Source organism: Rhodoferax sp. (genome assembly GCF_010365055.1).
GTDB lineage: Bacteria > Pseudomonadota > Gammaproteobacteria > Burkholderiales > Burkholderiaceae_C > Rhodoferax.
This window is the reverse complement of record NZ_JAAFHA010000049.1, coordinates 1-26809: the sequence shown is the minus strand read 5'-3', so window position 1 is coordinate 26809 and position 26809 is coordinate 1. Positions and strand designations below refer to the sequence as shown.

Annotated in this window: 25 protein-coding genes; 21 read left to right on the top strand and 4 right to left on the bottom strand. The window is 61.3% G+C overall.

The genetic code is table 11. From position 1 onward, the window contains the following. The 7 genes from GZ093_RS12235 to GZ093_RS12205 form a co-directional block, all read left to right on the top strand. Nucleotides 1–743, top strand: a 743-nt coding sequence (locus tag GZ093_RS12235) for an ABC transporter ATP-binding protein (protein ID WP_296486262.1), incomplete at its 5' end; no start/stop codon positions are given. Further along, the gene (locus GZ093_RS12230; RefSeq protein WP_296486261.1) at nt 740–1708 is read left to right on the top strand and encodes an oligopeptide/dipeptide ABC transporter ATP-binding protein; all 969 of its coding nucleotides are present in this window, start codon (nt 740–742) and stop codon (nt 1706–1708) included. The genes GZ093_RS12235 and GZ093_RS12230, both read left to right, overlap by 4 nt. Nucleotides 1709–1724: 16 nt before the next feature. Then, nucleotides 1725–3023: an amino acid deaminase gene (locus GZ093_RS12225; protein WP_296486260.1), complete on the top strand. Its 1299-nt coding sequence runs from the start codon at nt 1725–1727 to the stop codon at nt 3021–3023. Between the two features lie 54 nt (nt 3024–3077). Then, a complete protein-coding gene (locus GZ093_RS12220; protein ID WP_296486258.1) occupies nt 3078–4010 on the top strand; it encodes a MurR/RpiR family transcriptional regulator in 933 nt (310 codons plus the stop codon). Then, nucleotides 4007–5506, top strand: a complete 1500-nt coding sequence (locus GZ093_RS12215) for a D-aminoacylase (RefSeq protein WP_296486257.1) — start codon at nt 4007–4009, stop codon at nt 5504–5506. The genes GZ093_RS12220 and GZ093_RS12215 overlap by 4 nt, the downstream gene beginning before the upstream one ends. Nucleotides 5507–5535: 29 nt before the next feature. Further along, nucleotides 5536–6252 (top strand): ThiF family adenylyltransferase, encoded by a 717-nt coding sequence (locus GZ093_RS12210; RefSeq protein ID WP_296486255.1) that lies wholly within the window; start codon nt 5536–5538, stop codon nt 6250–6252. Further along, the gene (locus tag GZ093_RS12205; protein ID WP_363260694.1) at nt 6167–6781 is read left to right on the top strand and encodes a Mov34/MPN/PAD-1 family protein; all 615 of its coding nucleotides are present in this window, start codon (nt 6167–6169) and stop codon (nt 6779–6781) included. Before GZ093_RS12210 ends, GZ093_RS12205 begins: the two co-directional genes overlap by 86 nt. A 149-nt stretch (nt 6782–6930) precedes the next feature. Here GZ093_RS12205 and glmS read toward each other — a convergent pair whose 3' ends face one another. Next, the gene (gene glmS / locus GZ093_RS12200) at nt 6931–8814 is read right to left on the bottom strand and encodes a glutamine--fructose-6-phosphate transaminase (isomerizing) (RefSeq protein WP_296486251.1); all 1884 of its coding nucleotides are present in this window, start codon (nt 8812–8814) and stop codon (nt 6931–6933) included. Between the two features lie 353 nt (nt 8815–9167). On the opposite strand from glmS, the gene GZ093_RS12195 reads away from it, so the two are divergent. The 7 genes from GZ093_RS12195 (at nt 9168) to GZ093_RS12165 (ending at nt 15400) form a co-directional block, all read left to right on the top strand. Continuing rightward, nucleotides 9168–9944, top strand: a complete 777-nt coding sequence (locus GZ093_RS12195; protein ID WP_296486249.1) for an ABC transporter ATP-binding protein — start codon at nt 9168–9170, stop codon at nt 9942–9944. Then, complete coding sequence (locus GZ093_RS12190) at nt 9941–10645, top strand: ABC transporter ATP-binding protein (RefSeq protein WP_296486247.1); 705 nt, start codon at nt 9941–9943, stop codon at nt 10643–10645. The genes GZ093_RS12195 and GZ093_RS12190 overlap by 4 nt, the downstream gene beginning before the upstream one ends. Before the next feature lie 71 nt (nt 10646–10716). Continuing rightward, complete coding sequence (locus GZ093_RS12185; protein ID WP_296486245.1) at nt 10717–11910, top strand: ABC transporter substrate-binding protein; 1194 nt, start codon at nt 10717–10719, stop codon at nt 11908–11910. Between the two features lie 75 nt (nt 11911–11985). Next, nucleotides 11986–12870 (top strand): branched-chain amino acid ABC transporter permease, encoded by an 885-nt coding sequence (locus tag GZ093_RS12180; protein ID WP_296486242.1) that lies wholly within the window; start codon nt 11986–11988, stop codon nt 12868–12870. A gap of 42 nt (nt 12871–12912) precedes the next feature. Beyond that, on the top strand, nt 12913–13875 hold the full coding sequence (locus tag GZ093_RS12175; RefSeq protein WP_296486269.1) for a branched-chain amino acid ABC transporter permease: 963 nt from the start codon (nt 12913–12915) through the stop codon (nt 13873–13875). Nucleotides 13876–13960: 85 nt separating this feature from the next. Beyond that, nucleotides 13961–14863 carry an EamA family transporter gene (locus GZ093_RS12170; RefSeq protein WP_296486239.1) on the top strand — a complete coding sequence of 301 codons (903 nt, stop codon included), beginning with the start codon at nt 13961–13963 and terminating at the stop codon, nt 14861–14863. Nucleotides 14864–14908: 45 nt separating this feature from the next. After that, nucleotides 14909–15400 carry an Lrp/AsnC family transcriptional regulator gene (locus GZ093_RS12165; RefSeq protein WP_296486238.1) on the top strand — a complete coding sequence of 164 codons (492 nt, stop codon included), beginning with the start codon at nt 14909–14911 and terminating at the stop codon, nt 15398–15400. 16 nt (nt 15401–15416) lie between these two features. Here the strand turns inward: GZ093_RS12165 and GZ093_RS12160 are convergent, their stop codons facing one another. Next, on the bottom strand, nt 15417–16211 hold the full coding sequence (locus tag GZ093_RS12160; RefSeq protein WP_296486237.1) for an ATP-binding protein: 795 nt from the start codon (nt 16209–16211) through the stop codon (nt 15417–15419). Beyond that, nucleotides 16208–17641 (bottom strand): bifunctional UDP-N-acetylglucosamine diphosphorylase/glucosamine-1-phosphate N-acetyltransferase GlmU, encoded by a 1434-nt coding sequence (glmU, locus tag GZ093_RS12155; protein ID WP_296486235.1) that lies wholly within the window; start codon nt 17639–17641, stop codon nt 16208–16210. Before glmU ends, GZ093_RS12160 begins: the two co-directional genes overlap by 4 nt. Between glmU and GZ093_RS12150 the strand changes: the two genes are divergently transcribed. Further along, a complete protein-coding gene (locus GZ093_RS12150; protein WP_296486233.1) occupies nt 17640–18581 on the top strand; it encodes a DUF6279 family lipoprotein in 942 nt (313 codons plus the stop codon). The genes glmU and GZ093_RS12150 overlap by 2 nt on opposite strands. 30 nt (nt 18582–18611) lie before the next feature. Then, entirely contained in the window at nt 18612–20030 is a 1419-nt protein-coding gene (locus GZ093_RS12145; RefSeq protein WP_296486231.1) for an L-serine ammonia-lyase, read from the top strand. 547 nt (nt 20031–20577) lie between these two features. Here GZ093_RS12145 and GZ093_RS12140 read toward each other — a convergent pair. Further along, a complete protein-coding gene (locus tag GZ093_RS12140) occupies nt 20578–21150 on the bottom strand; it encodes a 5-formyltetrahydrofolate cyclo-ligase (protein WP_296486267.1) in 573 nt (190 codons plus the stop codon). 120 nt (nt 21151–21270) lie between these two features. On the opposite strand from GZ093_RS12140, the gene GZ093_RS12135 reads away from it, so the two are divergent. The 5 genes from GZ093_RS12135 to GZ093_RS12115 form a co-directional block, all read left to right on the top strand. Beyond that, nucleotides 21271–23193 carry a lytic transglycosylase domain-containing protein gene (locus GZ093_RS12135; protein WP_296486265.1) on the top strand — a complete coding sequence of 641 codons (1923 nt, stop codon included), beginning with the start codon at nt 21271–21273 and terminating at the stop codon, nt 23191–23193. 621 nt (nt 23194–23814) lie between these two features. After that, the gene (locus GZ093_RS12130; RefSeq protein WP_296486230.1) at nt 23815–24498 is read left to right on the top strand and encodes a glutathione S-transferase family protein; all 684 of its coding nucleotides are present in this window, start codon (nt 23815–23817) and stop codon (nt 24496–24498) included. A 1-nt stretch (nt 24499) separates the two neighbouring features. Then, the gene (locus GZ093_RS12125; protein WP_296486227.1) at nt 24500–25789 is read left to right on the top strand and encodes a multifunctional CCA addition/repair protein; all 1290 of its coding nucleotides are present in this window, start codon (nt 24500–24502) and stop codon (nt 25787–25789) included. Between the two features lie 62 nt (nt 25790–25851). Further along, nucleotides 25852–26559 (top strand): response regulator transcription factor, encoded by a 708-nt coding sequence (locus GZ093_RS12120; protein ID WP_296486226.1) that lies wholly within the window; start codon nt 25852–25854, stop codon nt 26557–26559. Next, nucleotides 26556–26809, top strand: a 254-nt coding sequence (locus tag GZ093_RS12115; protein ID WP_296486224.1) for a sensor histidine kinase N-terminal domain-containing protein, incomplete at its 3' end; no start/stop codon positions are given. The genes GZ093_RS12120 and GZ093_RS12115, both read left to right, overlap by 4 nt.

Here is a 26809-nt window from a genome sequence, read left to right as displayed (position 1 = left end):
TTGCGATGATTTTCCAGGAGCCCATGACCAGCCTGAACCCCGTCTTCACGGTGGGGGAGCAGATTGCCGAGTCGGTGCGCCTGCACATGGGGCTGGACCGCGCGGCGGCCCTGGCGCACGCCCAGCGCATGCTGGAACTGGTCGAGATACCGGCTGCGGCACAGCGGCTGCACGAGTATCCGCACCAACTGTCAGGCGGCATGCGCCAGCGCGTGATGATTGCGCTGGCCATGGCCTGCAATCCGACCTTGCTGATTGCCGACGAGCCGACCACGGCACTTGATGTGACCATCCAGGCGCAGATTCTGGAGCTGATGCGCCGCCTGCAGACTGAGACCGGCATGAGCATCCTGTTCATCACGCACAACTTGGGGGTGGTGGCCCACCACGCCGATGATGTGGCGGTGATGTATGCGGGACGCATTGTCGAAGCTGCCCCTGTGAGGGAACTCTTTGCCTCGCCCCAGCACCCCTACACGCAGGGCTTGCTGGCCTGCCTGCCGGCGCAGCAGCGTAAGCGCGAGCTGGCCGGTGACGGCGGCAAGCGGCGCCTCTATGCCATTCGCGGCCAGGTGTCCAGCCCGCTGGCGCCACCGCCGGGCTGCGCGTTTGAGCCGCGCTGCGACCATGCCCTGGCGGCGTGCAAGGAAGCCATGCCCGCATTGGAAAGCGCTGGACCGCAGCGTACCGCGCGCTGCATCCTCGTCTCTGAAACTGCAATTGTGCCTTTGGAGACCGCATGAGCGCGCCACTGATTGAAGTCAAGAATCTGCATCGCTACTTTGGCGCGTCTGCCAAGCCGGTGCGTGCTGTAGATGATGTATCTTTTTCCATCCAACCCGGTGAAACGCTGGGGCTGGTCGGGGAATCGGGCTCTGGGAAAAGCACCATTGGCCGCACATTACTGCGGCTGATTGAGAGCACGTCGGGCCAGGTGCTGTACCGGGGAGAAGACCTCGGGGCGGCATCAAGTTCCCGCATGCGCGCCCTGCGCAGCAAGCTGCAGATGATTTTTCAGGACCCCTACGCCAGCCTGAATCCGAAAATGCGCGTGAAGGATATTCTGGGGGAGGCCTTGCAGGTGCACGGCCTAGCCAAAGGCAAGGTGGCCAGGAATCAACGCATCGTCGAATTGCTGGAACTGGTTGGCCTGCGTGTCGAGCATGCCAGCCGCTATCCGCATGAATTTTCCGGTGGCCAGCGCCAACGCATTGGCGTGGCCCGAGCCCTCGCAGTTGAGCCTGAGTTCATCGTGGCTGACGAGCCCTTGTCCGCGCTGGACGTGTCAATACAGGCGCAGGTGGTCAACCTGCTGTGCGACCTGCGCGACCGCCTGTCGCTGACCATGCTGTTCATCTCGCACGACCTAGATGTGGTGGAGTACCTGTGCGACCGCGTGGTGGTGCTGTACCTGGGCCGCGTGATGGAAGTGGCGCCTACGGCCGAGCTGTTTGCGCGGCCTTTGCATCCCTACACCCAGGCGCTGCTGGCCGCCTCACCCAAGCCCGACCCCGAGCAAAAAAGCGAGCACATTGCGCTCAAGGGCGACATGCCCAGCCCCGTCAACCCGCCTTCCGGTTGCGTGTTCCGTACCCGCTGCCCGCACGCGATCGACGCCTGCTCTGGCGTCCGCCCCGAATTGCGGGACATGGGACAGGGCCGTTTCAAAGCCTGCATCCGCGATGACATCGCGCTGGTGACGGCGTAATAAAAAGGACTCATTCATGACCACTTTACAAGACATTCTCGACCCGCAGATTGACCACTCTTTCAAGGGCTTCCCGCACACCAGCCCGCCCTTGCGCCGCTCGCAAATTGCCGCTCAGCACTGGCGCGTGCTTGACGGTGATCTGCCGCTGCCGCTGGCACTCGTCAAGCAGCAGGCGCTGCAGCACAACCTGTCGTGGATGCAGCGCTTCGCTGTCGACCACGGCCTTGACATGGCCCCGCACGGCAAAACCACCATGTCGCCCCAGCTTCTCAAGCGCCAGCTGGACGAGGGGGCCTGGGGCCTGACCTTTGCCACCGTGGTTCAGGTGCGTGCCGGTGTATCAGCGGGTGCGCGCCGTTGCATGATCGCCAATCAGGTGTTTGCCGCACTTGACCTGGCCGGCATCCAGGACATGCAGCGTGAACACGCCGGACTGCGCGTGGCATTTCTGGTGGACTCGGTGGCGCAACTGGCGTTGATTGAAGCCTGGTATCTGTCGCAGAGCGACTCCCAGGCAGCCGTGCGGCCTTTTGAGGTCCTGCTGGAAATCGGCGTCGAGGGCGGTCGTACTGGTTGCCGCAGCCAGCAAGATGCGTTGACGCTGGCCCGGCGCCTCCATGACAGCCCGGCATGCCGTCTGGTCGGCATCGAGTGCTACGAAGGCCTGGGCGCGACCGGGCAATCAGCGGCGGATGAGGTGTATGCCGCGGCGCTGATGCAGCGCGTTTGCGACATTGCCGTCGCCTGTGACCAGCAGCATTTTTTCGACAACGAGGAGGTGCTGGTCACGGCTGGCGGCTCGGCGATTTTTGACCTGGTGGCGAGCCGGCTCAGGCCCCAGCTTTCGCGGCCGGTGCGCGGCCTGCTGCGATCGGGCTGCTACGTGACGCACGATCACGGGTTTTACAAACGCATGGTCAGCGCGGTCAATTCGCGTCTGCACTGCCGCGACGGCCTGCAGGCGGCGATGGAAGTATGGGCTTCGGTGCAGTCCTGCCCCGAGCCCGGTCTGGTGATCCTCGCAGTGGGCAAGCGCGACATTTCCTACGACCTTGATTTGCCCATCCCGCTCGGCTTTTTCAAACCCGGCGACCGAGCCATCACGGATGCGCCCGCCGACTGGAAGATCGGGGGCCTGAACGACCAGCATGCCTATTTGCGTGGCACCGGCCCCGAGCATGCTGCGCTGCAGGTTGGCGATCTGGTGGCACTGGGAATATCGCACCCCTGCACCACGTTTGACAAATGGCGGTGGATGCCAGTGGTTGATGAAAACTATGTGGTTTGCGATGCCCTCGTGACCTGTTTCTGATTTTTCGTGACCAGTCTTCGCTCACGTCAATCCAATTCACCACATGATCCCTTCATGACTTCAAAAGTTCTTGCAAGAATTGCCGAGACCATGGGAAACGCGCCGACCTCCAGGCGTAGCGTGCTTGCCATAATCCTGCAGGACCCACAGCGTGTGCTGGATGAGAGTTTTGAGCAGTTGGCGCACCGGGCGGGCAGTTCGGTGCCCACCGTCATGCGCACCTGCCGTGACCTGGGCTACCCGGGCCTGCGCGAGTTCAAGCTCGCGCTGGCGCAGGAAATGGCCGTCAGCGGTTCGCCCCTGCATCGCCGGGTGCAGCTCCATGACGGTACCCAGGAAGTTATCTCCAAGGTCATCAGGGGCGCTGCCACCGCGGTCAGCGGTGTGCAGGCTCAGCTCAGTGTGGCGGCAGTCGAAGCGGCCGCCGACGCCATCGTTCGCGCCAGCCGCGTGGATTGTTACAGCGTGGGCGTGACTTCCAGCTTCATGGCGTCCGACATGCAAGCCCGGCTGTTCCGGTTGGGGTTGGTCTCCAATGCTTATCTGGACATTCATTTGCAGCTGGTGTCGGCGGCCACCCTAGGTACCCAGGGCGTGGTGTTTGCCATTTCGCATGTCGGCGGCATGCCCTCGCTGATCGAAGCCGTGGACGTTGCCCGCTCCCAAGGCGCCACGGTGATTGCCCTGACCCAGCAGGGGACCGCACTGGCTGAGCACGCCGACATTGTGCTGGGCATCCATGTCCCGGAAGATCCGGTCATGCATGTGGGTACCGAGGCCTATCTGGTACACCTCACCGTGATTGAAATCGTCACGGTGCTGGTGGCGCAGCGGCTGGGGGATCTGGCCGTCACGCGTCTGGGTGGCGTGCGTAAAGTGCTGAGTACGCGCGGTGTGGACATGCGGCACTACGCCAGGCTAGATTGGGATACGGCAGCCGCAGTCAATGAAAGCAAACTCAAACTCAACGAAAGAAAACTCAAATGACGCGCGCTACTCTGCTGGAGAATGGTCTGGCGATTGATGGCACAGGTGCCGGCGGCTGGATCGGCGATGTGCTGCTGGTGGGCGACCGCATTGCGGCGCTGGGCAAGGATCTGCGCCACCAGTTGCCGGAGGGTCTGAGGCTTGAAGAGGTGAGTTGCATCGATTGCAGCGGCTTGGCCATCACCCCTGGCTTCATCGATGTGCACACGCACGACGATGCCATCGTGCTCAAGCACCCCGATATGCTGCCCAAGGTCTCTCAGGGCATTACCACCGTCATCACCGGCAATTGTGGCATTTCGCTGGCGCCTTTTATGGTGGAGAAGGCCGAGCCGCCGCTGAATCTGCTCGGTGCCGATTCATTCCGGTTTGATTCAGTGGAGAGTTATGAGCGCGCACTGGCAGCCGCACAGCCAGCGGTCAATGTGGCGGCGCTGATTGGCCACACCACCTTGCGTTTTGCCTGCATGGACGACCTGACCCGCGCAGCCAGCGCCAGCGAGCTCGACGCCATGTGTGCGCTGCTCACGCACTGCATGGAAGCTGGCGCGGCCGGCCTGTCGTCGGGCCTTTTTTATGAGCAGGCTTTTGCCGCGCCTGCGGAAGAAGTGGTTCGTCTGGCCCAGGTGGTCTCCCGCTTTGGTGGCGTCTACAGCAGCCACCTGCGCAGCGAGATGCAGGCCATCATCGAAGCGCTTCATGAGGCCGGCGACACAGCCTTTCGCGCCAGCGTTCCGTTGATCATTTCGCACCACAAATGTGCAGGCCCGGCCAACTGGGGGCGCACGCAGGAAACCCTGCCGCTGATTGAGTCGCTCGCCAGCCGCCAGCCTGTGGCCATGGACGTTTACCCCTACGTGGCGGGCTCCACCGTGCTGCGTGAGGACCTCGTTGATGGCGTGATCGACGTTCTCGTGAACTGGTCCACGCCGCATCCTGAAATGACGGGCCGCACTTTGGCTTCCATTGCCGCCGAGTGGGGCGTTGACCAAAAAACCGTCTGCCGCCGGCTGCAGCCAGGCGGAGCCTGCTATTTCCAGATGCACGAGGATGACGTGAAGCGAGTCATTGCCCACCCATTGAGCATGATTGGCTCCGACGGTTTGCCGCATGACCAGCATCCGCATCCGCGGCTGTGGGGCGCATTTCCGCGCGTGCTGGCGCGATACTGGCGAGAGCAACAACTTTTTCCGCTGGAAACAGCCATCTACAAAATGACCGGCTTTTCGGCCCGCAATTTCCGGCTACATCAGCGCGGGCAGTTGCAGGTGGGCTGGCACGCCGACGTGGTGGTGCTGGACCCGACCAGGGTTCGCGACGTGGCGACCTACGAAAACCCGATTGCACTATCTGAAGGCATTGAAAAAGTATTCGTCAATGGCGCGCTGGCCTATAACGCAAACGCTGGCGATACCGGTGAAGCCCGGGTGCAGGCGCGCGCCGGCCGGCTGTTGAAGCGCCACGCGCCACAGGCGCTTGAGGAACCGGTTCTCTAACCAGTACCTCCAGCGGTTCCTCGCTGCCGATGTTGCGTGCCTCCGCTATCCGATGTCCTGTTTCGCGCGTTGACGGCGCTTGGATACACGGCCGCGATCAAAATGAACAATACCAATCGCTGGCGCAGCGCAAGATCGCCTTCATTGGCTGTGGCGCACTTGGGGCGGCAATCGCTCGTCTGCTCGCGCAGGTCGGTCTTGGCGCTTGCATATTGGTGGACGGCGACGACCTTGCCGGGCACAACACTTCCCGACATGTTTTAGGGCAACGATTTACTGGCAAAAACAAAGCGGTGGCCACGGCGAAAATGCTCAAGGAGGACTTCCCTCACATCAAAAGTGCCGATGCTTTCCCTCATCGGTTTCAGGCTTTGTGCACTGCCGATCTGCAAAAGCTCGCTGAGTGCGACGTCGTCATAAGCGCTGGCATTGACATCGACGGCGATGCCGCGCTGGATCACTGGCGCACCGGCTTAGCAAAGCCCCCGGTCCATGTCTGTGCTTGGGTGGAACCCTTCGCCGTTGAGGCTGGCTGCGGCAACGTCTTCCAGCCTCACGGAGCTGTTGAGCTACAAGCCACCGTCGGACTCGCGGCTGGTGTCGCCCTTGATGTTTTTACCGGCAGGGTTTCGAAGTCAATGCGCAGGGTGTGGCAAGGGGATGCCGATGATGCCAGCCGAAGGGGAGGGATTGTGCTCCCCTCATTTACAGAGAACAAAAGCGTCACGGAGCATCCGTGGCTTTAGGAATTCGCGACATCCTTCGTATGCGCCAGCCGGTAGGTCAAGTCATCGCGCGATGCCCGGGTTCACGCAGGTTGTGCGAATCGGACCGACGGCGATCCAGCATGTGCGCAAGCATCGACAAATACGTCCACAGTCGTCCGAAGCTGGTGGGCAACTCTTTGGGTCTATAACGACCGATGAGGTAACTATTTCTGTCGCAACAGGGTTATATAAAAATGATGGTCGCGGTCGATATCACTACCGATCAAACCCGGAAGCAGCCCAAAGCGCGATCGAACGGCACGCCCGAACGGGTCACCTTTACCTGGGTGATTGGCATACCCATGCAGAAAGTGTCCCGCAGACTTCCTTGGACGACGTAGACGCGATGGCAAGGCTGGTTGCCAAATCTGCCTTGAACTCCGACGCTATCCTGATGCTGATCGTTGGGCAAAGCGAAGGGATTGACGGCCTGCGTCTAAAAACTGTTGGGAGATTCCGCTCGGATGATTGGGTGCTCCTGCAGGTGACAGGTTCATTCGGCGGATGAACCACTGCCGAATGAACCCAAGACCAATATCTTGTTTACGACTTTAGAAATGTGTCGTTTCAATTCCACAACCCGCAAACCCGCATGGATGCTAGGCCCCTGTTTACGACTTTAATTGCACGGAATACGGACACAGGGAGCTAGCGAATCTACTCCACGGTCACACTCTTGGCCAGATTGCGCGGCTTGTCGACATCCGTGCCTCTGGCGCAAGCCGTGTGGTAGGCCAGCAGCTGCAAGGGCACCACATGCAGCAGCGGCGAGAGTTCGCCGTAATGTTCGGGCATGCGTATGACGTGAATGCCTTCACCCGACTCAATGTGGCTATCCGCGTCGGCCAGCACATAAAGCACGCCACCACGGGCGCGCACCTCGTGCATATTGCTCTTGAGTTTTTCTAGTAGTGCATCATTGGGCGCCACCGTGACCACCGGCATGGCGCTGGTCACCAGCGCCAGCGGGCCATGCTTGAGTTCACCCGCAGGGTAGGCCTCGGCATGGATGTAGCTGATTTCCTTGAGCTTGAGTGCGCCTTCCAGGGCGATTGGGTAATGCAGGCCACGACCCAAGAAGAGCGCATTTTCTTTTTTTGCAAAGTCTTCAGACCAGGCAATCACTTGCGGCTCCAGCGCCAGCACGGCTTGCAGGGCGGCGGGCAAATGGCGCATCGCTTTGAGGTGGCGCGCTTCCTCAAGCTCGCTCAAGCGGCCCTTGGCTTGGGCCAGCGCCAGCGTCAGCAAGAACAAACCAGCGAGCTGCGCGGTGAAGGCCTTGGTCGACGCCACGCCAATTTCGATGCCGGCGCGGGTGATGTAGGTGAGTTCGCATTCGCGCACCATGGCACTGGTGGCCACGTTGCAGATGGTCAGTGTGTGCGTCATGCCCAGGCTTTGCGCGTGGCGCAACGCGGCCAAGGTGTCCGCGGTTTCGCCGGACTGGGTGATGGTGACGACCAGGGTGCGGGGGTTGGGCACTGACTCGCGGTAGCGGTATTCGCTCGCCACTTCGACCTGGGTCGGGATCTTGGCAATGCTCTCCAGCCAGTACTTGGCGGTACAACCGCTGTAGTAGCTGGTGCCACAGGCCAGGATCAGCACCGAGTCAATCTCTTTGAAAACATTCGCCGCGTTGCTGCCTGGCGCATGGTTCATCTGTTGGTCAAACAGTTCTGGCACGATGCCATCGACGCCTTGCAGGGTGTCGGCAATGGCGCGCGGTTGCTCAAAAATCTCCTTCTGCATGAAGTGGCGATACGGTCCCAGCTCGGCCGCACCACTGTGCGCGTGCACGGTTTTGACCGGACGCTGCGCCGCCGGTACCGGTTTGCCTTGTTTGTCAAACAGCCAGTATTTGCCAAGCTGAATGTCGACGACGTCGCCTTCATCCAGATAAACAATCTGGTCAGTCACACCCGCCAGTGCCATCGCATCGCTGGCCAAAAAGTGCTCCTGGCTGTCCTGGCCAACGCCCAGAATCAGCGGCGAGCCGGCCCGCGCGCCAATCAGCCGCTGTGGCTCGTCCTTGCAGAAAACGGCAATGGCGTAGGCGCCGCGCAACTGCTCCAGCGCGGCCTTGACGGCTTCAAACAGATCGCCGTCGTAGCGGCTGTCGATCAGGTGGGCGATGACTTCGGTGTCGGTCTGGCTCTGAAACACATAACCTTTGGCCTGCAGCAGGGCACGCAGCTGGTCATGGTTCTCAATGATGCCGTTGTGTACCAACGCAATGCGCCCGGGGCGGCTGTAGGCATCCGCGCCAGGCCCATGGCTGAAGTGCGGGTGCGCGTTGTGCACCACGGGGGCGCCGTGCGTGGCCCAGCGGGTGTGGGCAATGCCCGTGCTGCCTTCAAGGTGACTGGTGCTGACCTGCTCGGCCAGCTCGGCGACGCGAGCCGTGCTGCGGGCACGCTGCAAGCCGTTGGCATACACCGCGACACCGCAGGAGTCATAGCCGCGGTACTCCAGCCGGGCCAAGCCCTGCACCAGGATGGGAACGATGTTGCGGTTGGATACCGCGCCGACGATGCCGCACATAGACTGCTCCAAAAATTAGTCAACTATGGTACGAGTTGTCATAAGAAATTTGTGATTAATAGTATACGTATTATGAAATAATATTACATAAATACGTGAAATATTGTAATTATGTCGTAATAAAGTACATTATGAAATAAAATCTCTCCTCACCTGATTCCTTTTTGTGAAGGCCACCAGCCAAGAGGGGTGCTACGACCGGATAAGGGATAAATCGGTCGATTCTTGCGCAGGACCAGTAAAACTACCTAGGTGCTTACCCCCTCACGCGGCGCAATGCAACTCGTTAGCATTCATTTTCGTGTTGACGACTTGTGCGTCTGTCAACTTGGACCAGTCAGCCGGAGAGTAATTTGTCAGTGGAGTTCATTCTTGAGACCCGTGGTTTGACCAAAGAATTCAAGGGCTTCGTGGCGGTCAACCATGTGGACCTGAAGGTTCGCCGTGGTCACATCCACGCGCTGATCGGCCCCAACGGCGCTGGCAAGACCACCTTTTTCAACCTGTTGACCAAATTTTTGCAGCCGACCACCGGCAGCATCTTGTTCAATGGCGCCGACATCACGTTTGAGAAGCCCGCGCAAACGGCACGCCGCGGCATTGTTCGCTCGTTCCAGATCTCGGCCGTGTTTCCGCACATGACGGTGCTGGAAAACGTGCGCGCCGCACTGCAGCGCAATCTGGGAACTTCGTTTCACTTCTGGAAAGCCGAAAGCACGCTGATTCACCTGCATGACCAGGCCCGCCAGTTGCTGACCGATGTTGATCTGCAAGATTTTGCCGATGAGATGACCGTCAATTTGCCCTACGGCCGCAAGCGCGCGCTGGAGCTGGCCACGACACTGGCGCTGGAGCCCGAGTTGATGCTATTGGACGAACCCACGCAGGGCATGGGCCATGAAGACGTGGACCGCGTGACCCAACTGATCAAAAAAGTGTCGACAGGCCGCACCATCCTCATGGTGGAACACAACATGAATGTCGTCGCCAAGATTGCCGACCGCATCACGGTGCTGCAACGCGGTGCCATCATTGCCGACGGCCCCTACGCCGAAGTAGCCAAGAATCCGCTGGTGATTGAAGCCTACATGGGCACCGTTGACACTGAACTGCAGGGTGCACATGAATGAGTAAGGAATTGCTTCGCATCGCAGACCTGCACGCCTGGTACGGCGAGTCCCACATTCTGCATGGCGTCAATTTGAGCGTGAACGAAGGCGAGGTCGTGACGCTGCTGGGGCGCAACGGTGCCGGGCGCACCACCACCCTGCGTGCCATTGTCGGCCTGACCGGCAGCCGCAAGGGCTCGATCAAGATCAATGGCGTCGAGACCGTCAAGCTGGCACCGCACAAGGTGGCGCACCTGGGCGTCGGCTACTGCCCGGAGGAGCGCGGCATTTTTGCCAGCCTGACGGCCGAAGAAAACCTGATGTTGCCACCCACGCTGGCACCGGGCGGCATGAGCGTCGACGAGATTTACGCGATGTTTCCCAACCTGCAGGAGCGCGCCGCCAGCCCTGGCACGCGCCTGTCGGGCGGTGAGCAGCAAATGCTGGCGGTGGCGCGGATTCTGCGAACCGGCGCGCGGCTGTTGCTGCTCGACGAGATCTCGGAAGGCCTGGCACCTGTCATTGTGCAAAAGCTGGCCGAGATGATTCTGACGCTCAAAGCCAAGGGCTACACCATCGTGCTGGTCGAGCAGAACTTCCGCTTTGCGGCACCGCTGGCCGACCGCTTCTACGTGATGGAGCACGGTGTCATCGTGAAGCAGTTTGCGCAAAACGAGTTGACCCACAACATGGGCATGCTGCAGGAATATCTAGGCGTTTAACACTTGCTCAAGCCAAAACACTTGTCAATTTTTCCCGTTTCTCAACAACTAACTATCTACCAGGAGACACTATGAAACTCAAGACTCTCGTTGCCGCCATGGCCATTGGTTTCAGCCTTGGCGCATCGGCACAGAATACCGGCCCCGTAAAAATCGGTTTCATCACCGACATGTCCAGTGTCTATGCCGACATCGACGGCCCAGCCGGCGGTGAAATGATCAAGTGGGCAGCGCAGGATTTTGGCGGCAAGGTGCTCAACCGTCCGATCGAAGTGCTGACCGCCGACCACCAGAACAAAGCGGACATTGCCAGCGCAAAAGCACGTGAATGGATCGACAAGGATGGTCTGTCGATGCTGGTTGGCGGCACCAACTCCGGCACGGCACTGGCGATGGCCAAGGTCGCTGAGGAAAAGAAGCGTCCCTTCATGGTCATTGGCGCCGGCTCTGCCCGCCTGACCAATGAGGCCTGCTCGCCTTACACGGTGCACTACGCGTATGACACGGTGTCGCTGGCCAAGGTGGCTGGCACGGCGTTGGTCAAGGCAGGTGCCAAAAATTGGTTCTTTTTGACAGCCGACTACGCGTTTGGCTATTCACTCGAAGGCGATGCCTCCAACGTGGTCAAGGCCAATGGCGGTACCGTCCTTGGTGCAGTTCGTCACCCGCTCAATGCGTCTGACTTCTCCTCCTTCCTGCTGCAGGCGCAGTCCTCCAAAGCCCAGATTCTGGGGCTGGCCAATGCCGGCGGCGACTTCACCAATGCGATGAAGGCCGCCAAGGAATTTGGTGTCAACAAGACCATGAAGATTGCCGGCCTGCTGGTGTTCATCAACGACGTGCACAGTCTGGGACTGGCCAATACCGAAGGCCTGCAACTCGCTGACAGCTGGTACTGGAACCAGGACGACGCGTCCCGGAAGTTTGCTAAACGTTTCTTTGACAAGTACAAGCGCATGCCGTCGAGCTTGCAAGCCGCCGACTACTCGGTTGCGATGAACTACCTCAAGGCCGTGCAAACCGCTGGCACAACGGACGCGGACAAAGTGATGTCCACTCTGAAGGCGATGAAGATCGACGACTTCTACAACAAAGGCCAGATCCGCGCGGACGGCCGCATGATCCACGACATGACCCTGTTCCAGGTCAAGTCGGCCAAGGAATCAACCACACCGTGGGATTACTACAAAGTGGTCGCCAAGATTCCAGGCGATCAGGCCTTCACCACAGCGGCCGAATCCAAATGCGCGTTGATCAAAAAATAGGTTGACTTGAGGGGCCGGCCGTCTGGGCGGCCGGCCAATTTTTTGCCATTTCAAGGTATGAACTAACGGGCCTCCATGGAAATTTTCGGTATTCCCCATCAAGCTTTTCTGGGCCAGCTGATGCTGGGCCTGGTCAATGGCGCGTTTTACGCGATGCTCAGCTTAGGGCTGGCGGTGATCTTTGGCCTGCTCGGCATCGTGAACTTTGCGCACGGCGCACTCTATATGCTGGGCGCCTTTGCCGCCTGGATCATGCTCGATAAATTTGATATCAACTACTGGTATGCACTGGTGCTGGCACCGTTGACGGTGGGCGCGCTCGGTGTCGTGATTGAACGGCTCTTTCTCAAACATCTGTACAAGATTGACCCGATTTACGGCCTGCTGCTCACGCTGGGTCTGGCACTGATTGCCGAGGGTATTTTCCGCGAGTTGTATGGCGTGTCGGGCCAGAATTACAACGTGCCCGAACTGCTGTCGGGCGCCACCGACCTGGGCTTTATGGTGCTGCCCAATTACCGCGCCTGGGTGGTGCTGGTGTCGTTGGCAGTGTGCCTGGGCACCTGGTACCTGATTGAACGCACACGACTGGGCGCCTACCTGCGCGCAGGCACCGAGAATGCCGCGCTGGTGCAAGCCTTTGGCATCAACGTACCCTTGATGGTGATGCTGACCTACGGCGCCGGTGCCGCGCTGGCCGCGCTGGCCGGTGTGCTGGCCGCGCCCATCATCCAGGTCAACCCGCTGATGGGCTCGAACCTGATCATTGTGGTGTTTGCTGTGGTGGTCATCGGTGGCATGGGCTCCATCATGGGCTCCATTCTGACGGGCCTGGGCCTGGGTGTGATCGAAGGGCTGACACGGGTGTTCTACCCCGAAGCTTCCAGTATCGTGGTCTTCATCATCATGGTGATCGTCCTGATGATCAGACCGGCCGGCCTGTTCGGCAAGGAGGCCTGAGCCATGAGCAGCGCCATGAACCCCCCTACTCACAGCAAGCAGATGACCAAAGCCGCCAAACTCCTTCGAATCACCTACATCGCGCTGCTGATCCTCGCGCTGGTCGCACCCATGCTCGGGCTCTACCCGGTGTTTGTCATGAAGCTGCTGTGCTTCGCGCTGTTTGCCTGTGCCTTCAACCTGTTGCTGGGCTTTACCGGTTTGCTGTCTTTTGGCCACGCCGCTTTTTTTGGCTCGGCGGCGTACATCACGGGTTATTTCATCAAGTCGCAGAACTTTACGCCGGAACTGGGCATTGCTGCCGGCGTTGTTGGTGCGGGCCTGATCGGCCTGGTGGTTGGTTTTGTAGCGATCCGGCGTCAGGGCATATATTTCGCCATGATCACCCTGGCGATGGCGCAGATGATTTATTTTGTCTGCCTGCAGGCGCCCTTTACCGGGGGAGAGGATGGGCTGCAGGGCGTGCCACGCGGCGCGCTGTTCGGCCTGTTTTCGTTGCAGTCCGACACTGCCATGTATTACCTGGTAGTGGCGGTGTTTGTGGCGGGCTTTCTGGCCGTTTCACGTATCGTCCATTCGCCGTTCGGCCAGGTGCTCAAGATGATCCGTGAAAACGAGCCGCGCGCGATTTCGCTGGGCTACCAGGTGGACCGCTACAAACTGCTGGCCTTTGTGCTGTCGGCCGCCCTGGCTGGACTGGCCGGCTCGCTCAAGGCACTGATCATGGGTTTTGCCACCTTGTCCGACGTGCACTGGACGATGTCGGGTGAAGTGATCTTGATGACGCTGCTCGGGGGCGTCGGAACCTTCTTCGGCCCGGTGATGGGTGCGGGCATTGTGATCTCGCTGCAAGACACACTGGCTGACAAGGTCGGCTCCTGGGTCAACGTCATCATCGGCGTGATTTTTGTGCTGTGTGTGCTGGCCTTCCGCAAAGGCGTGGTCGGAGAATTGCAGGCCTGGCTGGAGCGCCGCCGCCATGCCGCGGCCGCGCCCAAAGCCTGAGAGGTCGCCTGCGCACGCGTGCTGAGGCGAATTGCTTCGGCCGATGTCATGCATGCGGTGAGGCGGCGTGGCTGTCAATCAAGTCATGAGCCACACGCTTTCACTGCGACATTTCTTACTGGCCCTGGCCGTCGTCGCGGTCTGGGGAACGAATTTTGTCGTCATCAAGCTCGCGCTGGGCCAGATGCCGCCCCTGCTGTTTGCGACCTTGCGCTTTGCCGTGGTTGTGCTGCCGACGGTGTTCTTTTTGCCGCGTCCCAAGGTGCCCTGGCGCAACCTGGCCGCTTACGGCCTGCTGATTGGCGTCGGCCAGTTTGGCCTGCTGTTTGTGGCCATGAAGGGTCATATTTCGCCCGGCCTGGCCTCGCTGGTCATTCAGGTTCAGGTGTTCTTCACCATCGCTCTGGCGATGCGACTCGCGGGCGAACAGCTGCAGCGCATGCAGTGGCTGGCCTTGGCCTTGGCCACTGGCGGCATTGGCATCATCGTGCTGCATACCGATGGCAGCACCACGCTGCTGGGGCTGGCGCTGATCCTGCTGGCCGCGCTGTCATGGGCCGGTGGCAACATCGTGGCGCGCGAGGCGGGGCGCGTCAACATGGTGGCCTATGTCGTGTGGTCGAGTCTGTTCGCCGTGCCGCCGCTGGCCGCGCTTTCCTTGTGGATGGAAGGCTGGGATGCGGTGGCCTTGGCCCTGCGCAACGCCGATACAGGGGTCTGGGCCGCCGTGGCATGGCAGGCCTGGGGCAACTCGCTGTTTGGTTACGCCGCGTGGGGCTGGCTGCTGGCGCGCTACCCGGCCGCCACCATCACGCCGATGGCGCTGCTGGTGCCGTTGTTTGGCATGGGCGGCGCCGCGTTTTGGCTGGGTGAAGGCTTGCCGAGCTGGAAGCTCAGTGCCGCCGCGCTGGTCATGGGTGGCCTGGCGCTGAATCTGCTGTGGCCCAAGTGGCATCAGTGGTTGCTTAAGCGCCCCGTGGCGCGTTGAGCGGTGATGCCAAAACCATCGAAACATTGCACTGATAATTGGAAAATGGAACACGCCAACCTTGATTCAATCGATTTGCAGCTGCTGGCGCAGTTGCAAATCGATGCCTCGCTCACGAATCAGGACCTGGCGGCGCGGGTGCATGTGTCGCCACCGACCTGTTTGCGCCGGGTCAAACGGCTGGGCGACGCGGGATTGATCGAGCGGGTGATCGCGGTACTCAGCGTGGACCGGCTGGCGGACGTGGCGGGCTTTGGCCTGTGTGCGCTCGCAGAGGTCACACTGGACCACCAGGACAACCAGGCGCTTGAAGCGTTTGAACAGCGGGTCGCCTTGGAAGATGCGGTGCAGCAGTGTTACCGCGTATCACCGGGGCCAGATTTTTGCCTGGTGGTGCAGGTCGCACAGATGCCTGACTATTTGGCGCTGGCGCAGCGCTTATTCACGGCGGATGCCAATGTGCGCAACGTCAAGACGTTTTTCAGTGTCAAACGCAGCAAATTTGGGGCGCGGGTGGCGCTGCCTGTGGCACCGTGAAATCAGTGGCCAAAGGCTAGGGCGTTTGAGGTGCCAGGGGCAGACTGAGGCTGACGCAGCAGCCACCATCCAGGGTGACTGCGATGCCAATGCTGCCCTGCATTTGTTGCATGATTTTGCGGCTGCAGACCAGGCCGAGGCCGAGGCCTTCGAAGTCCCGCGTTGGGTGCAGCTTGGCAAATACCTTGAACAATTTCCCTGCTTGATCCGGCGCAAAGCCGACGCCGTTGTCAGTCACGCTGATGCGGCATTGACCTGCCTGTGCAGTCTGAGCTGCGTCACTTGGCGCAGCCACCTGCCACGAGACGGTGACCTGCGCGGGCTCGCGACTGCGGCTGAACTTGAGCGCGTTGTCCAGCAGATGCGTGAACACTTGGCGCAGCAGATCGGCATCCGCCCACACCAGCGGCGCGTCTTGCGCCAGTTGCCAGGTGACGGCGCGCGCGGGTAGGCGTTGTGTCAATTCATCAGCTACCGCTTGTACCAACGCCGACACATCCACTGCCTGCAACTGCAGGCAGTGCTGCCCCAGCCTTGAAAGCATCGTCAGTCCATTGAGTTGCTGGTCCAGCAACTGCGCTGATTGTCGAACAGTGGCCAGGTGCCCCAAGATGTCAGGCGGCGGGTCGGGCAGGTCTTCTTCGATGATCCTGGTGAACGCAGTGATGTGGCGCAACGGTGCACGCAGGTCATGCGACACGGTGTGAACAAAGTCCTGGAACTCGGCACGCACCTGCGCCAGTTCCTGCGCAAGACTCTCAAGCCCAGCGGCCGGCCCGGAAGCATCAGCGGGCCGGGGGCTTGTGCTCATTTGCTTGGCCGCTTCCAGTTGGCGATGCTGACCTGCTTCGCCCGTGCCACGGTGAGTGCCCCCGGTGGCGTGTCTTTGGTCAGGGTGGAACCACCGCCCACAGTGCCGCCAGCACCCAGTGTGATCGGCGCGATCAGCACGCAATTGCTGCCAATGTGCACATCGGCTTCAATCACGGTGCGGTGTTTGAAGGCGCCGTCGTAATTGGCGGTGATGGAGCCGGCGCCATAGTTGACCCGCTCGCCGACAGTGGCGTCGCCCAGATAGGCCAGATGGTTGGCCTTGGCGCCTTTGGCCAGCGTCGAATTCTTCACCTCGACAAAGTTGCCAATATGCACCGCCTCGCCCAGTTTGGCACCGGGCCTGAGGCGGGCAAACGGGCCAATCAAGGCGCCGGCGCCGATTTCCACCGCGTCCTTGCTGCCGGGTTGGCCGCCTTCAATGTGGGTGAACGGATGAATCACGGCTCCGGCGGCAATTTCTGCATTTCTGATTACGCAGTTGGCGCCAATTCTTACGCCTTCGCCCAATCTCACCACGCCTTCAAAGACGCAGTTGACATCAATTGACACATCTGGCGCGCAGATCAGTTGGCCGCGCACGTCCAGCCGCGCCGGGTCCGCCAGGCGCACGCCTTGTTCCATCAGATGCAAGGCTGTTTGTTTTTGATAAGCGCGTTCCAATTCAGCCAGTTGGACCGGGCTGTTGACGCCCGCGACCTGGGTCGCATCGGCGATCTTGTGCGCCACCACCGGCACCCCATCGGCCACGGCGAATTTCACGATGTCAGTCAGGTAATACTCGCCTTGGGCGTTCTGGTCGTCCAGCCGCGCCAGCCACGCTTTGAGCTGTCTGGCGGGCAGCGCCATGATGCCGCTGTAGACCTCAGTGATCTCACGCTGCACAGGCGTCGCGTCCTTCTGCTCGACGATGGCCTGCACCACATCACCCCGGCGCACGATGCGGCCGTAACCCGTGGGGTCGGCAAAATCGATGGTCAACAGCGCCAGCTTGTCAGCGCCCGCAGCGGCGATCAGGTGCTGCAAGGTGCCCGCCTGCGTCAAAGGCACGTCGCCCGACAGCACCACCACGATACCGTCGTCGCGCAGCAGCGGTACCGCTTGCTGCACCGCGTGACCAGTACCCAGTTGCGGCTCCTGGCGCACAAAATTTAGGTCAAATTGGCCTGTAGCCCCCGTGTTACCTGAGAGAGCTGCTTCTACTTCAGTAGCGCCATGTCCGGTGATGACCACCACCTGACGGGCTGACAGTTGCGCTGCCGTATCGACCACATGCTGCAAGAGTGCGCGTCCGGCCAAAAGGTGCAACACTTTGGGCAGTTTGCTCTTCATGCGCGTCCCCTTGCCAGCGGCCATGATGACCACGTCCACGGCAGTCGCCACTGGTTTTATTTTTGAAATATCACTCATGCCTGTTTCCATTCGTTCTCCCGCCCGATACGATCAATTTTTTCACATTATCGGCGGGCTGCCGACGGTGCTTGCGCGGGGACTGCGGGCTTTGCTCTGGGCGTTGCTGCCGGCCCTGTTGTTATCGGGTTGCAGCGCGCTCAAGCTGGGCTACAGCAGCGCGCCCGAGTTGAGCTACTGGTGGCTCGACAGTTTCCTGGACTTCAACGACCCGCAGTCATTCCAGGTGCGCACCGATCTGGCAGCGCTGCAGGCCTGGCATCGCCAGAGCGAGCTGCCGCGCTACGTCAATCTGTTGCAGAAGTTGCAGCGGCTGGCACCTGCTACGGTCACACCCAGCCAGCTGTGCGAGGTCTACGGCGAACTCAAACCCCGGCTGCAGGCACTCCTTGATCAGGCCGAACCCAGCATCGCCGCGCTGGCGCCGACATTGACGCCAGAGCAGCTCGTCCACCTGCAGCGCCAACTCGACAAGCGCAGCGAGAAATGGCGTGCCCAATGGTTGACGGTTTCTCTTGAGGAGCGCAACGCGCGGCGCGTCAAACAGCTGGCGGACCGCGCCGAAATGCTTTATGGCAACCTGGAGGAGCCGCAACTGGCGCTGCTGCGTGAGCGGGTTGCGGCCTTGCCGTTCGACGCGGATCTGCGTGAACGTGAGAGCCGGCGCCGCCATCAGGACGTGCTGCAAACCTTGCGCCAAGTCCAGAGCGGCGCACCCAACGGCACGTCGGTCCGGGCCGCGCTGCACGCCTGGCTGGGGCGCACCGTCAGGTCGCCCGATGCGGTCTATCGAACGCAGCAGGAAATCGCGGCGCAGGGAACCTGCCAGACCCTGGCTGATCTGCACAACAGCACCACATCGGCACAGCGACTCGCCGCCATCAAAGCGCTGCAAAGCTACGAGGCGGATGCGCTTTCGTTGTTGGCCGCCGGACGTTGAAGCTTGCTCACATCCGCATAAGATCAGCCCATGGCCATCAGCGTTTTTGATCTCTTCAAGATTGGTATCGGACCGAGCAGCTCGCACACGGTGGGGCCGATGCGCGCGGCGCGCCTGTTTGCCCAGACGCTGGAGCGCGAACATTGGTTTGAGGCCACCCAGGGGGTGACCTGCGAGTTGTATGGGTCCCTTGGGGCCACCGGCAAAGGCCACGGCTCCGACGTGGCGGTCATGCTCGGCTTGATGGGGCACGCGCCTGACACCGTCGATATCGAGGCCATACCCGGCCTGATCCGGGCGGTGCGGGCCGGGCAGACACTGGCGCTGCTGGGGCTCAAGCCCATTGGGTTCAAGGAAATGGAACACTTGCTTTTGTACCGCCGCGAAGCGATGGCCGAACATCCCAATGGCATGAAGTTCAGTGCGGTGGACGCGCAGGGCCAGTTGCTGCACCAGGCCAGGTACCTCAGCGTCGGTGGCGGTTTTGTGGTGACCGCAGGCGCCTCCAACGAGGCCGTGCTGAGCGAGTACCAGAAAGTGCCTTACCCCTTCACCTCGGGGGCAGAGCTGCTGGCGACTTGCCGGCAGCAGCGCCTGAGCATTGGCGAACTTATGTGGGCCAACGAGCGCACTTGGCGCAGCGACGATGACATTCGCGCCGGCTTGCTCAACATCTGGCGCGTCATGCGCGAATGCGTGCAGCGCGGTTTGAGTGCGCAGGGCCTGCTACCCGGTCCGTTCAAGGTGCAACGCCGCGCCCCGGTGCTGGCGGCCCAGTTGCGCGCGCGCGCCGAGCAGGCGCTGGCGGACCCGCTGTCGGTGCTGGACTGGGTCAATGTCTATGCCTTTGCCGTGAATGAAGAAAACGCCGCAGGCGGGCGCGTGGTGACGGCGCCGACCAACGGCGCGGCTGGGGTTATTCCGGCGGTGCTGCACTACTGCGACCGCTTTGTGCTGAGCCAGCACGGGCGCTCGGTTCACACCGATGCCGCTGGGTACAACAGCGCTGACGAGGCGGTGATCAATTTCTTGATGAGCGCTGCTGCCATCGGCATGCTGTACAAGCTCAACGCGTCGATCAGCGGCGCCGAAGTCGGTTGCCAGGGCGAGGTCGGCGTCGCCTGTTCCATGGCGGCCGCCGGGCTGGCAGCGGTAATGGGCGGCAGCCCCGAGCAGATTGAAAACGCCGCCGAAATCGGCATGGAGCACAACCTGGGCCTGACCTGCGACCCCATCGGTGGCCTGGTGCAGGTGCCGTGCATTGAGCGCAATGCCATGGGTGCGGTCAAGGCCGTGAACGCGGCCCGCATGGCGCTGGCCGGCAATGGCCAGCACGTGGTGTCGCTCGACAAGGTCATCAAAACCATGCGCGAGACCGGTGCCGACATGAAAACCAAGTACAAGGAAACGTCACGCGGCGGGCTGGCAGTGAATATTGTGGAGTGTTGAGTCTTTTGGCTGAAGTTTTTTGACTGAGTTCTTTCGCGGGTTCGTCAGATTTCAGATATTGCTTTTTTTGCCTATTTTTCCCCCGCTCACTCCCCCAACCCCTCTCTCGCCCCGCCGGGCGAAAGAGGGGAGCTCCATTTGGCCGCGTTTTTTAAGGTGGGAAAACTGGTTCTTGACTGCGCGCTGGCCTCGAAGGAGCGCCAAGCCATGGACAGACCGATCCGACCAGTTGATCGCCCAATGCCAAATGGCGCGACCGGCAGCAACTGGGACCAACAGCGAACAACCGGCACGTCAGCAGCCCAGGTGATCAGTCTGTTGCTGGCGATACCGTCACTTTGAGGCCAAGGCGCCCTGGATCACCAGTTTTCCCACCTTCAAAAACGCGGCCAAATGTGGCGGTTGGCTCCCTCTTCCGCGCGGCGGGGCGGGAGAGGGCGGGGGGAGTGAGCGGGGGAAATATCGCTAAATAATCGGAAAAACCAGAAGTCGAGTCTTAGGAAAAGAACCTGCTCCAAAAACCAAAAACCAAAAACCAAAAACCAGTTCACACCGGCCACACCACCCCATGGTCATTCAGGATCGCATCGAGCGGTATGTCATGCGGCTCGGGCTCAAAATCCGGCAAAAAACTCGTTGCAAACCCGAGCCCGACGGTAAACGGTTGGGGTATCAACGCGGCCAGCATGCGGTCATAAAAACCACCGCCATAGCCCAGCCGGTAGCCGCCCGCGGCATAACCCACGCAGGCCACAAACAGCAAGGTAGGCACAATGACCGGGGTGTCCTTCGGTTTCGGGATGCCGTAAGCGTCTTCTTCCATCGGGCAACCGGGGTACCAGGCATGGAAAGCCATGGTTTTGTGAACTTTGTCGACCACCGGCAGTCCAATCATGCGAGGTTGGGGTTGGTCGATCAGTTCGCCGTCCTCTTTCCAACGGTGCAGTGCCGGCAAGGGGTCGAATTCTCCCTTGATCGGCCAATAAGCACCGATGACGGCATCCGGGCGACCCACCAGCCAAATGCGCATCACCCGCTGCAACAGGTTGGCGCGTTGCAGTCGATCCGGGAGATTCAGACGTTGTTCAACCAAGCGTTTGCGCAGGGCTTTTTTGGCCAGCGCTTTCTTTTCATCAGAGTTATCCATAATCTCCACATGCAGTTCTCTACCATTCTGACATCGATTGCGCTGCTGGGCGTGTTGACCCTGTCGGCAAATACACCGGCGCAGGCCCAAGCCATGGCTGGCAACCCGGTCGCGTCGGACGCCAACATTCTGGAAATGAACCAGGCCTTCAAAAAGGGCAACAGCCGTCGTCTGACTGAATTGCTGCCCCAGGCACGGGGTCATACGCTGGAACCCTGGGCCGCCTACTGGGAGCTGCGTGCTCGCCTGGACACCGCGACGCCGGCTGAAATTCAGCAGTTCCTGAACCGCTTTGCCGGCACCTACCAGGAGGACCGCCTGCGCAACGACTGGTTGTTGCTGCTCGGACAACGGCAGGAATGGGGCACCTTCATGGCGGAATACCCCAGTTTCCGCATGAAGGATGACCGCTCGGTTCAGTGCTATGCCCTGTTGACCGATTTCAAATCCAGCGATCGCGATGTGGCACAACAAGTTGAGGCCTTGTGGCTGGCCCAGCGCGACGCCGATGTCGGCTGTGCGGCCGCCGCAGAGCAGCAGCTCAATGCGAGAAAGCTCCAGCCCCAGACGGTCTGGCTGCGCGCGCGCCTGGGCTTTGAGAACAACAACCTGCGCATTGCCACCCAGGCGGTGGGCCTGCTCAATGCCGAATGGGCCAACACGGTCAGCGCCATCTACACCCGGCCCGAACACTACCTGGAAGGCAAGCTGCTGGCACTGCGGCTGCGCACCAAAGAGCTGGTCACGCTGGCCATGATTCGCCTCGCCGTCAAAGACCCGGCTGCTGCCGCCATCGAGATTGACAAACTGCGCTGGAAAACCCAGCTCAGCCAGGAAGAGCGCAGTTGGGTCTGGGGCGTGATCGGCAAACGCTCGGCCATGCGCCTGTCCGATGAAGCGCTTGGCTATTTTCTGCACGGCCAGGACCGGTACATGCAAGACGATCAACTGGCCTGGAAGGTGCGCGCGGCGCTGCGGGCGGGCGACTGGGCGCAGGTGGCCGCCGCCACGGCGGCCATGAGCGAGACGCAGAGCAAGGAGGCGAGTTGGACGTATTGGCGCGCGCGCGCCCTGCAAAAATTAGCCAAGACGGAACCCGATCGGGTCGAGGCCCGGCGCCTGCTGCAAAGCATTGCGAGCGTGCGCGGCTTCTACGAGCAACTGGCGCTGGAAGAATTGGGCCAGCGCATTAGCGCGCCTGCCCGGCCCGAGCCACTCACGCAAGAAGAAAAGGATACAGCCCGCCTTGACCCCGGCCTCAATCGCAGTCTGTATGCGATTCAAATCGGCTTGCGCAGCGAGGGCGTGCGGGAATGGAACTACAGCGTCAATCTGCACCAACGCGGTGGCATGAACGATCGCGAACTGCTGGCCGCGGCCGACCTGGCCTGCCAGCACGAAGTGTGGGACCGTTGCATCAACACCAGTGAACGCACCAAAGACGTCATGGATTTTGCGCAGCGCTTTCCCATGCCGCACAAGGACGCAGTACTGCAGCGCACGGCACAAATCGGGCTCGACCCGGCCTATGTCTATGGCCTGATCCGGCAGGAAAGCCGCTTCATCATGGACGCCCGTTCCGGTGTCGGTGCCTCGGGCCTGATGCAGGTGATGCCGGCAACGGCCAGTTGGACGGCCAGGAAGATCGGTCTGCTCAATTTCAAACCGCAACAGCTCAGCGACCGTGACACCAACATTGCCATCGGCACCGCTTACCTCAAGCTGGTGCTGGACGACTTTGCCGGTTCCATGCCGATGGCCGCCGCCGCTTACAACGCGGGGCCCGGGCGCCCGCGCAGTTGGCGCGGTCAAGCCGGGGCGCCGGTGCTGGAAGCCGCCATCTGGGCCGAGAACGTGCCGTTCACCGAGACGCGGGATTACGTGAAAAAAGTCCTGTCGAATACCACCAACTACGCGGCGTTAATTTCCGGGCAGCCACAGTCGCTCAAAAGCCGGCTCGGGATGGTGGGGCCACTGGTTCCCGGCATGCAAATGGTCAATGCCGACTTGCCTTGAGACTCAGTCGGGTGCAGATTCGGTGAGGGGTGAGGCTACTGTGGCGACGGTTTTTTTCTGGGATTTTTCCTCCACTCACTCCCCCAACCCCTCTCTCGCCCCGCCGGGCGAAAGAGGGGAGCTCCATTTGGCCGCGTGTATCAAGGTGGGAAAACTGGTTCTTGACTGCGCGCTGGCCGCGAAGCGGTGGCAAGCTATGGACAAACCGATCCGATTAGTTGACCGCCTGATGCCAAATTGTGCGACCGGCAGCAACTGGGACCAACAGCGGACAACCGGGACGCCAGCAGCCCGGGTGATCAGTCTGTTGCTGGCGATACAGTCACTTTGACGCCAGCGCGCCCTGGATCTCCAGTTTTCCCACCTTTAAAAACGCGGCCAAATATGGCTGTTGGCTCCCTCTTCCGCCCGGCGGGGCGGGAGAGGGCGGGGGAGTGAGTGGGGGAAAAATAACTTAAAAATCCAACATAGCAGTACCCGGTCCGTATCAGAAGAATCGTAAATGAATTTAAGCAAAATTAACCTCCAGCCCCCGTCCAATATACGCAATCCGCTATCAAAATAATCAAGTAAAAACAACACGGCAGCCGCGCTGCTAGCATCCACGCTTTGGAGAATCACATGCTCAAACTCATCATCGGCAACAAAAACTACTCCAGCTGGTCGATGCGCCCCTGGGTGCTGCTCAAGCAGGCGCAGATCCCATTTGAAGAGGTCAAGGTCCGCTTTGACGCATTCACGCCAGATTCCAACTTCAAGAAAACCGTCAATGCCCTGACGCCGACCGGCAAGGTGCCGGTGTTACGCGATAGTGATCTGGCGGTGTGGGACACGCTGGCCATTGCCGAATATGTGGCCGAGCAATACCCGGACCAACACTTGTGGCCGCGTGACAAGGCGGCGCGCGCCCGCGCCCGCAGCATCTGCGCCGAGATGCACAGCGGCTTTACAGCTCTGCGCAGCCACTGCCCGATGAACATCGAAGCGCGGCTGCCTGAGGTCGGGGCCCTGATCTGGCGCGACCAGCCCGCGGTGCGCGCGGACGTGGCGCGGCTGGTGGCCATGTGGGACGAGTTACTTAAAGCCCACGGCGGGCCGATGCTGTTTGGCGATTTTTCGGTGGCGGATGCCTACTTTGCCCCGATCTGCACGCGCTTGAGCACCTATGCCTTGCCGCTAGCGCCCGCGATGGCCGACTACGTCGCGCGGGTGCAGGCACTGCCCGGCGTGAAAGCCTGGATCGACGGCGCGCTGGCAGAACAGGACTTTCTCGACTTCGAAGAGCCGTATCGGCTCAAGCGCTGACATGCAAATCTACCTGGTCGGTGGTGCGGTGCGCGATGCCCTGCTGGGCTTGCCGGTGACCGACCGCGACTGGGTGGTGGTCGGCGCCACGCCGGACGAGCTGATCGCGCAGGGCTTTGTGCCGGTGGGCAAGGACTTTCCGGTGTTTTTGCATCCGCACACCCACGAGGAATATGCGCTGGCCCGCACCGAGCGCAAGACCGCGCCCGGCTACCACGGCTTTGCCATTCACGCCGCGCCGGAGGTGACGCTGGAAGACGACTTGGCGCGGCGCGATCTGACTATCAATGCAATAGCTGCTCACGCAGACTGCACGCGGGCTACAGGCCAATTTGATCTAAAGAATGCGACAACGCCAACAGACTGGCAAAAACCCGCCAACCTGGTCGACCCGTTCCGCGGCCAGCAGGACCTCGCCGACAAAGTGTTCCGCCACGTCAGCGCCGCCTTTTCTGAAGACCCGGTGCGCATCCTGCGCCTGGCCCGTCTTGCCGCGCGTTTTCCTGATTTCAGCGTGGCGCCGGAAACCCTGCAACTGATGCGTGACATGGTGGCCAGCGGCGAGGTCGATCATCTGGTGCCCGAGCGGGTCTGGCAGGAGTTGGCCAAAGGGCTGATGGAGGCCACGCCGTCACGCATGTTCGAGGTGCTGCGCGACTGTGGCGCGCTGGCCCGTATCCTGCCGGAAGTGAACCAGCTCTGGGGCGTGCCGCAGCGCGCCGACTACCACCCTGAGATCGACACCGGCACGCACCTGATGCTGGTGCTCGACATGGCGGCGCGCCTGGGTGCTGCGCTGCCGGTGCGGCTGGCCTGCCTGACGCACGACCTGGGCAAAGGCAACACACCGGCTGATGTCTTGCCGCGCCACCTCGGGCATGAGCAGCGCAGCGCGCAACTGCTCAAGGGCCTGGCGCAGCGCCTGCGCCTGCCCACTGAATGCCGGGAACTCGCTGACGTGACGGCGCGCGAGCATAGCAACATCCACCGCAGTGGCGACTTTGACGCGGCCTCGCTGGTGCGCCTGCTCGAGCGCTGCGATGCCTTGCGCAAGCCGCAGCGCTTTGGACAAATCTTGCTGGCCTGCGAGTGCGATGCACGCGGGCGGCTGGGACTGGCCGAGTCGCCCTACCCGCAACGGTCCCGGCTGCTGGCAGCTTTGGCGGCCGCGCAAGGCATTGCTACAGAAGCAATAGCTACCGAGGCAATAGCGACGGGGGCTAGCGGCCAAAAAATAGGTGAATTGATTCATTTGGCGCGGGTTCAGGCGGTCAAAGCCAGCCTGTCATAGCACCCCACCCTCGCCGCGGCGCGCGGCCGGGCGGCGCCAGCTTTGCTTGTTATGCTCAGACCATGTCCCATTTGTTGATCGTTGAAGATGATGAGTTGCTGCGCGACGCGCTCAGCGCCCAGTTGACCCAGGCCGGTCACACGGTGACGTCTGCCCCCGACGGCGAGCGCGCGCAGGCCTTGCTGGAGTCAACCCGTTTTGATGGCGTGCTGCTCGACCTGGGCTTGCCCCAAATCAGTGGCATGGAGGTGCTCTGCTGGCTGCGCAGTCGCCTGCCCGCGCTGCCGGTGCTGGTGCTCACCGCGCGCGATGGGGTCGAGGACCGGGTGCAAGGTCTCAATGCCGGGGCGGACGATTACCTCACCAAACCGTTCAGCATGGCCGAGCTGCAGGCGCGCTTGGGGGCCATGCTGCGGCGCGCCCGCTTGCCCGCTTTTGGCGGTTCGCTGGAACTGGCCGCCGAAGGCACGCGCCGCCTGCGGCTGGACGCCAAGGTTCCGCAAGCCTGGCTCGGCGATGAGCCGCTGGAACTGACGCCGCGTGAGTGGTCGCTCTTGTCCCTGCTGGTCACCAACGCCGGTCAGGTGATCAGCCGCGAAGATGTGCTGCTCGCCTGGCAATCGGAGCCGGGCGAAGGCACGGGCGCTGGCGTTGGCTCGAACGCGCTGGAGGTCTATATCCACCGCCTGCGGCGCAAGCTGGCTGACTCCGGCCTCAACATCCGCAACGTGCGCGGCCTGGGCTACATGCTGGAGTCGACGCCGCCGTGAGTCCGGGAGACACGCTGGCGGGGGAGGCCACCGCCTCGGGCGCGGCAGGCCATGGCTTGTCACTGAAACGGCAGCTGTTGTTGTGGCTGTTGCTGCCGCAACTGGTGCTGTGGCTGGTGGGCGGCACCCTGGCCTACCGGATCGCCCTGAGCTACGCCGAGAAAGGCATCGACCAGTCGCTGACGCAATTGGTGCGCTCGCTGGCACGTCAGGTCAAGCCGATCGGCTCGGGCCTGTTGATCGATTTTCC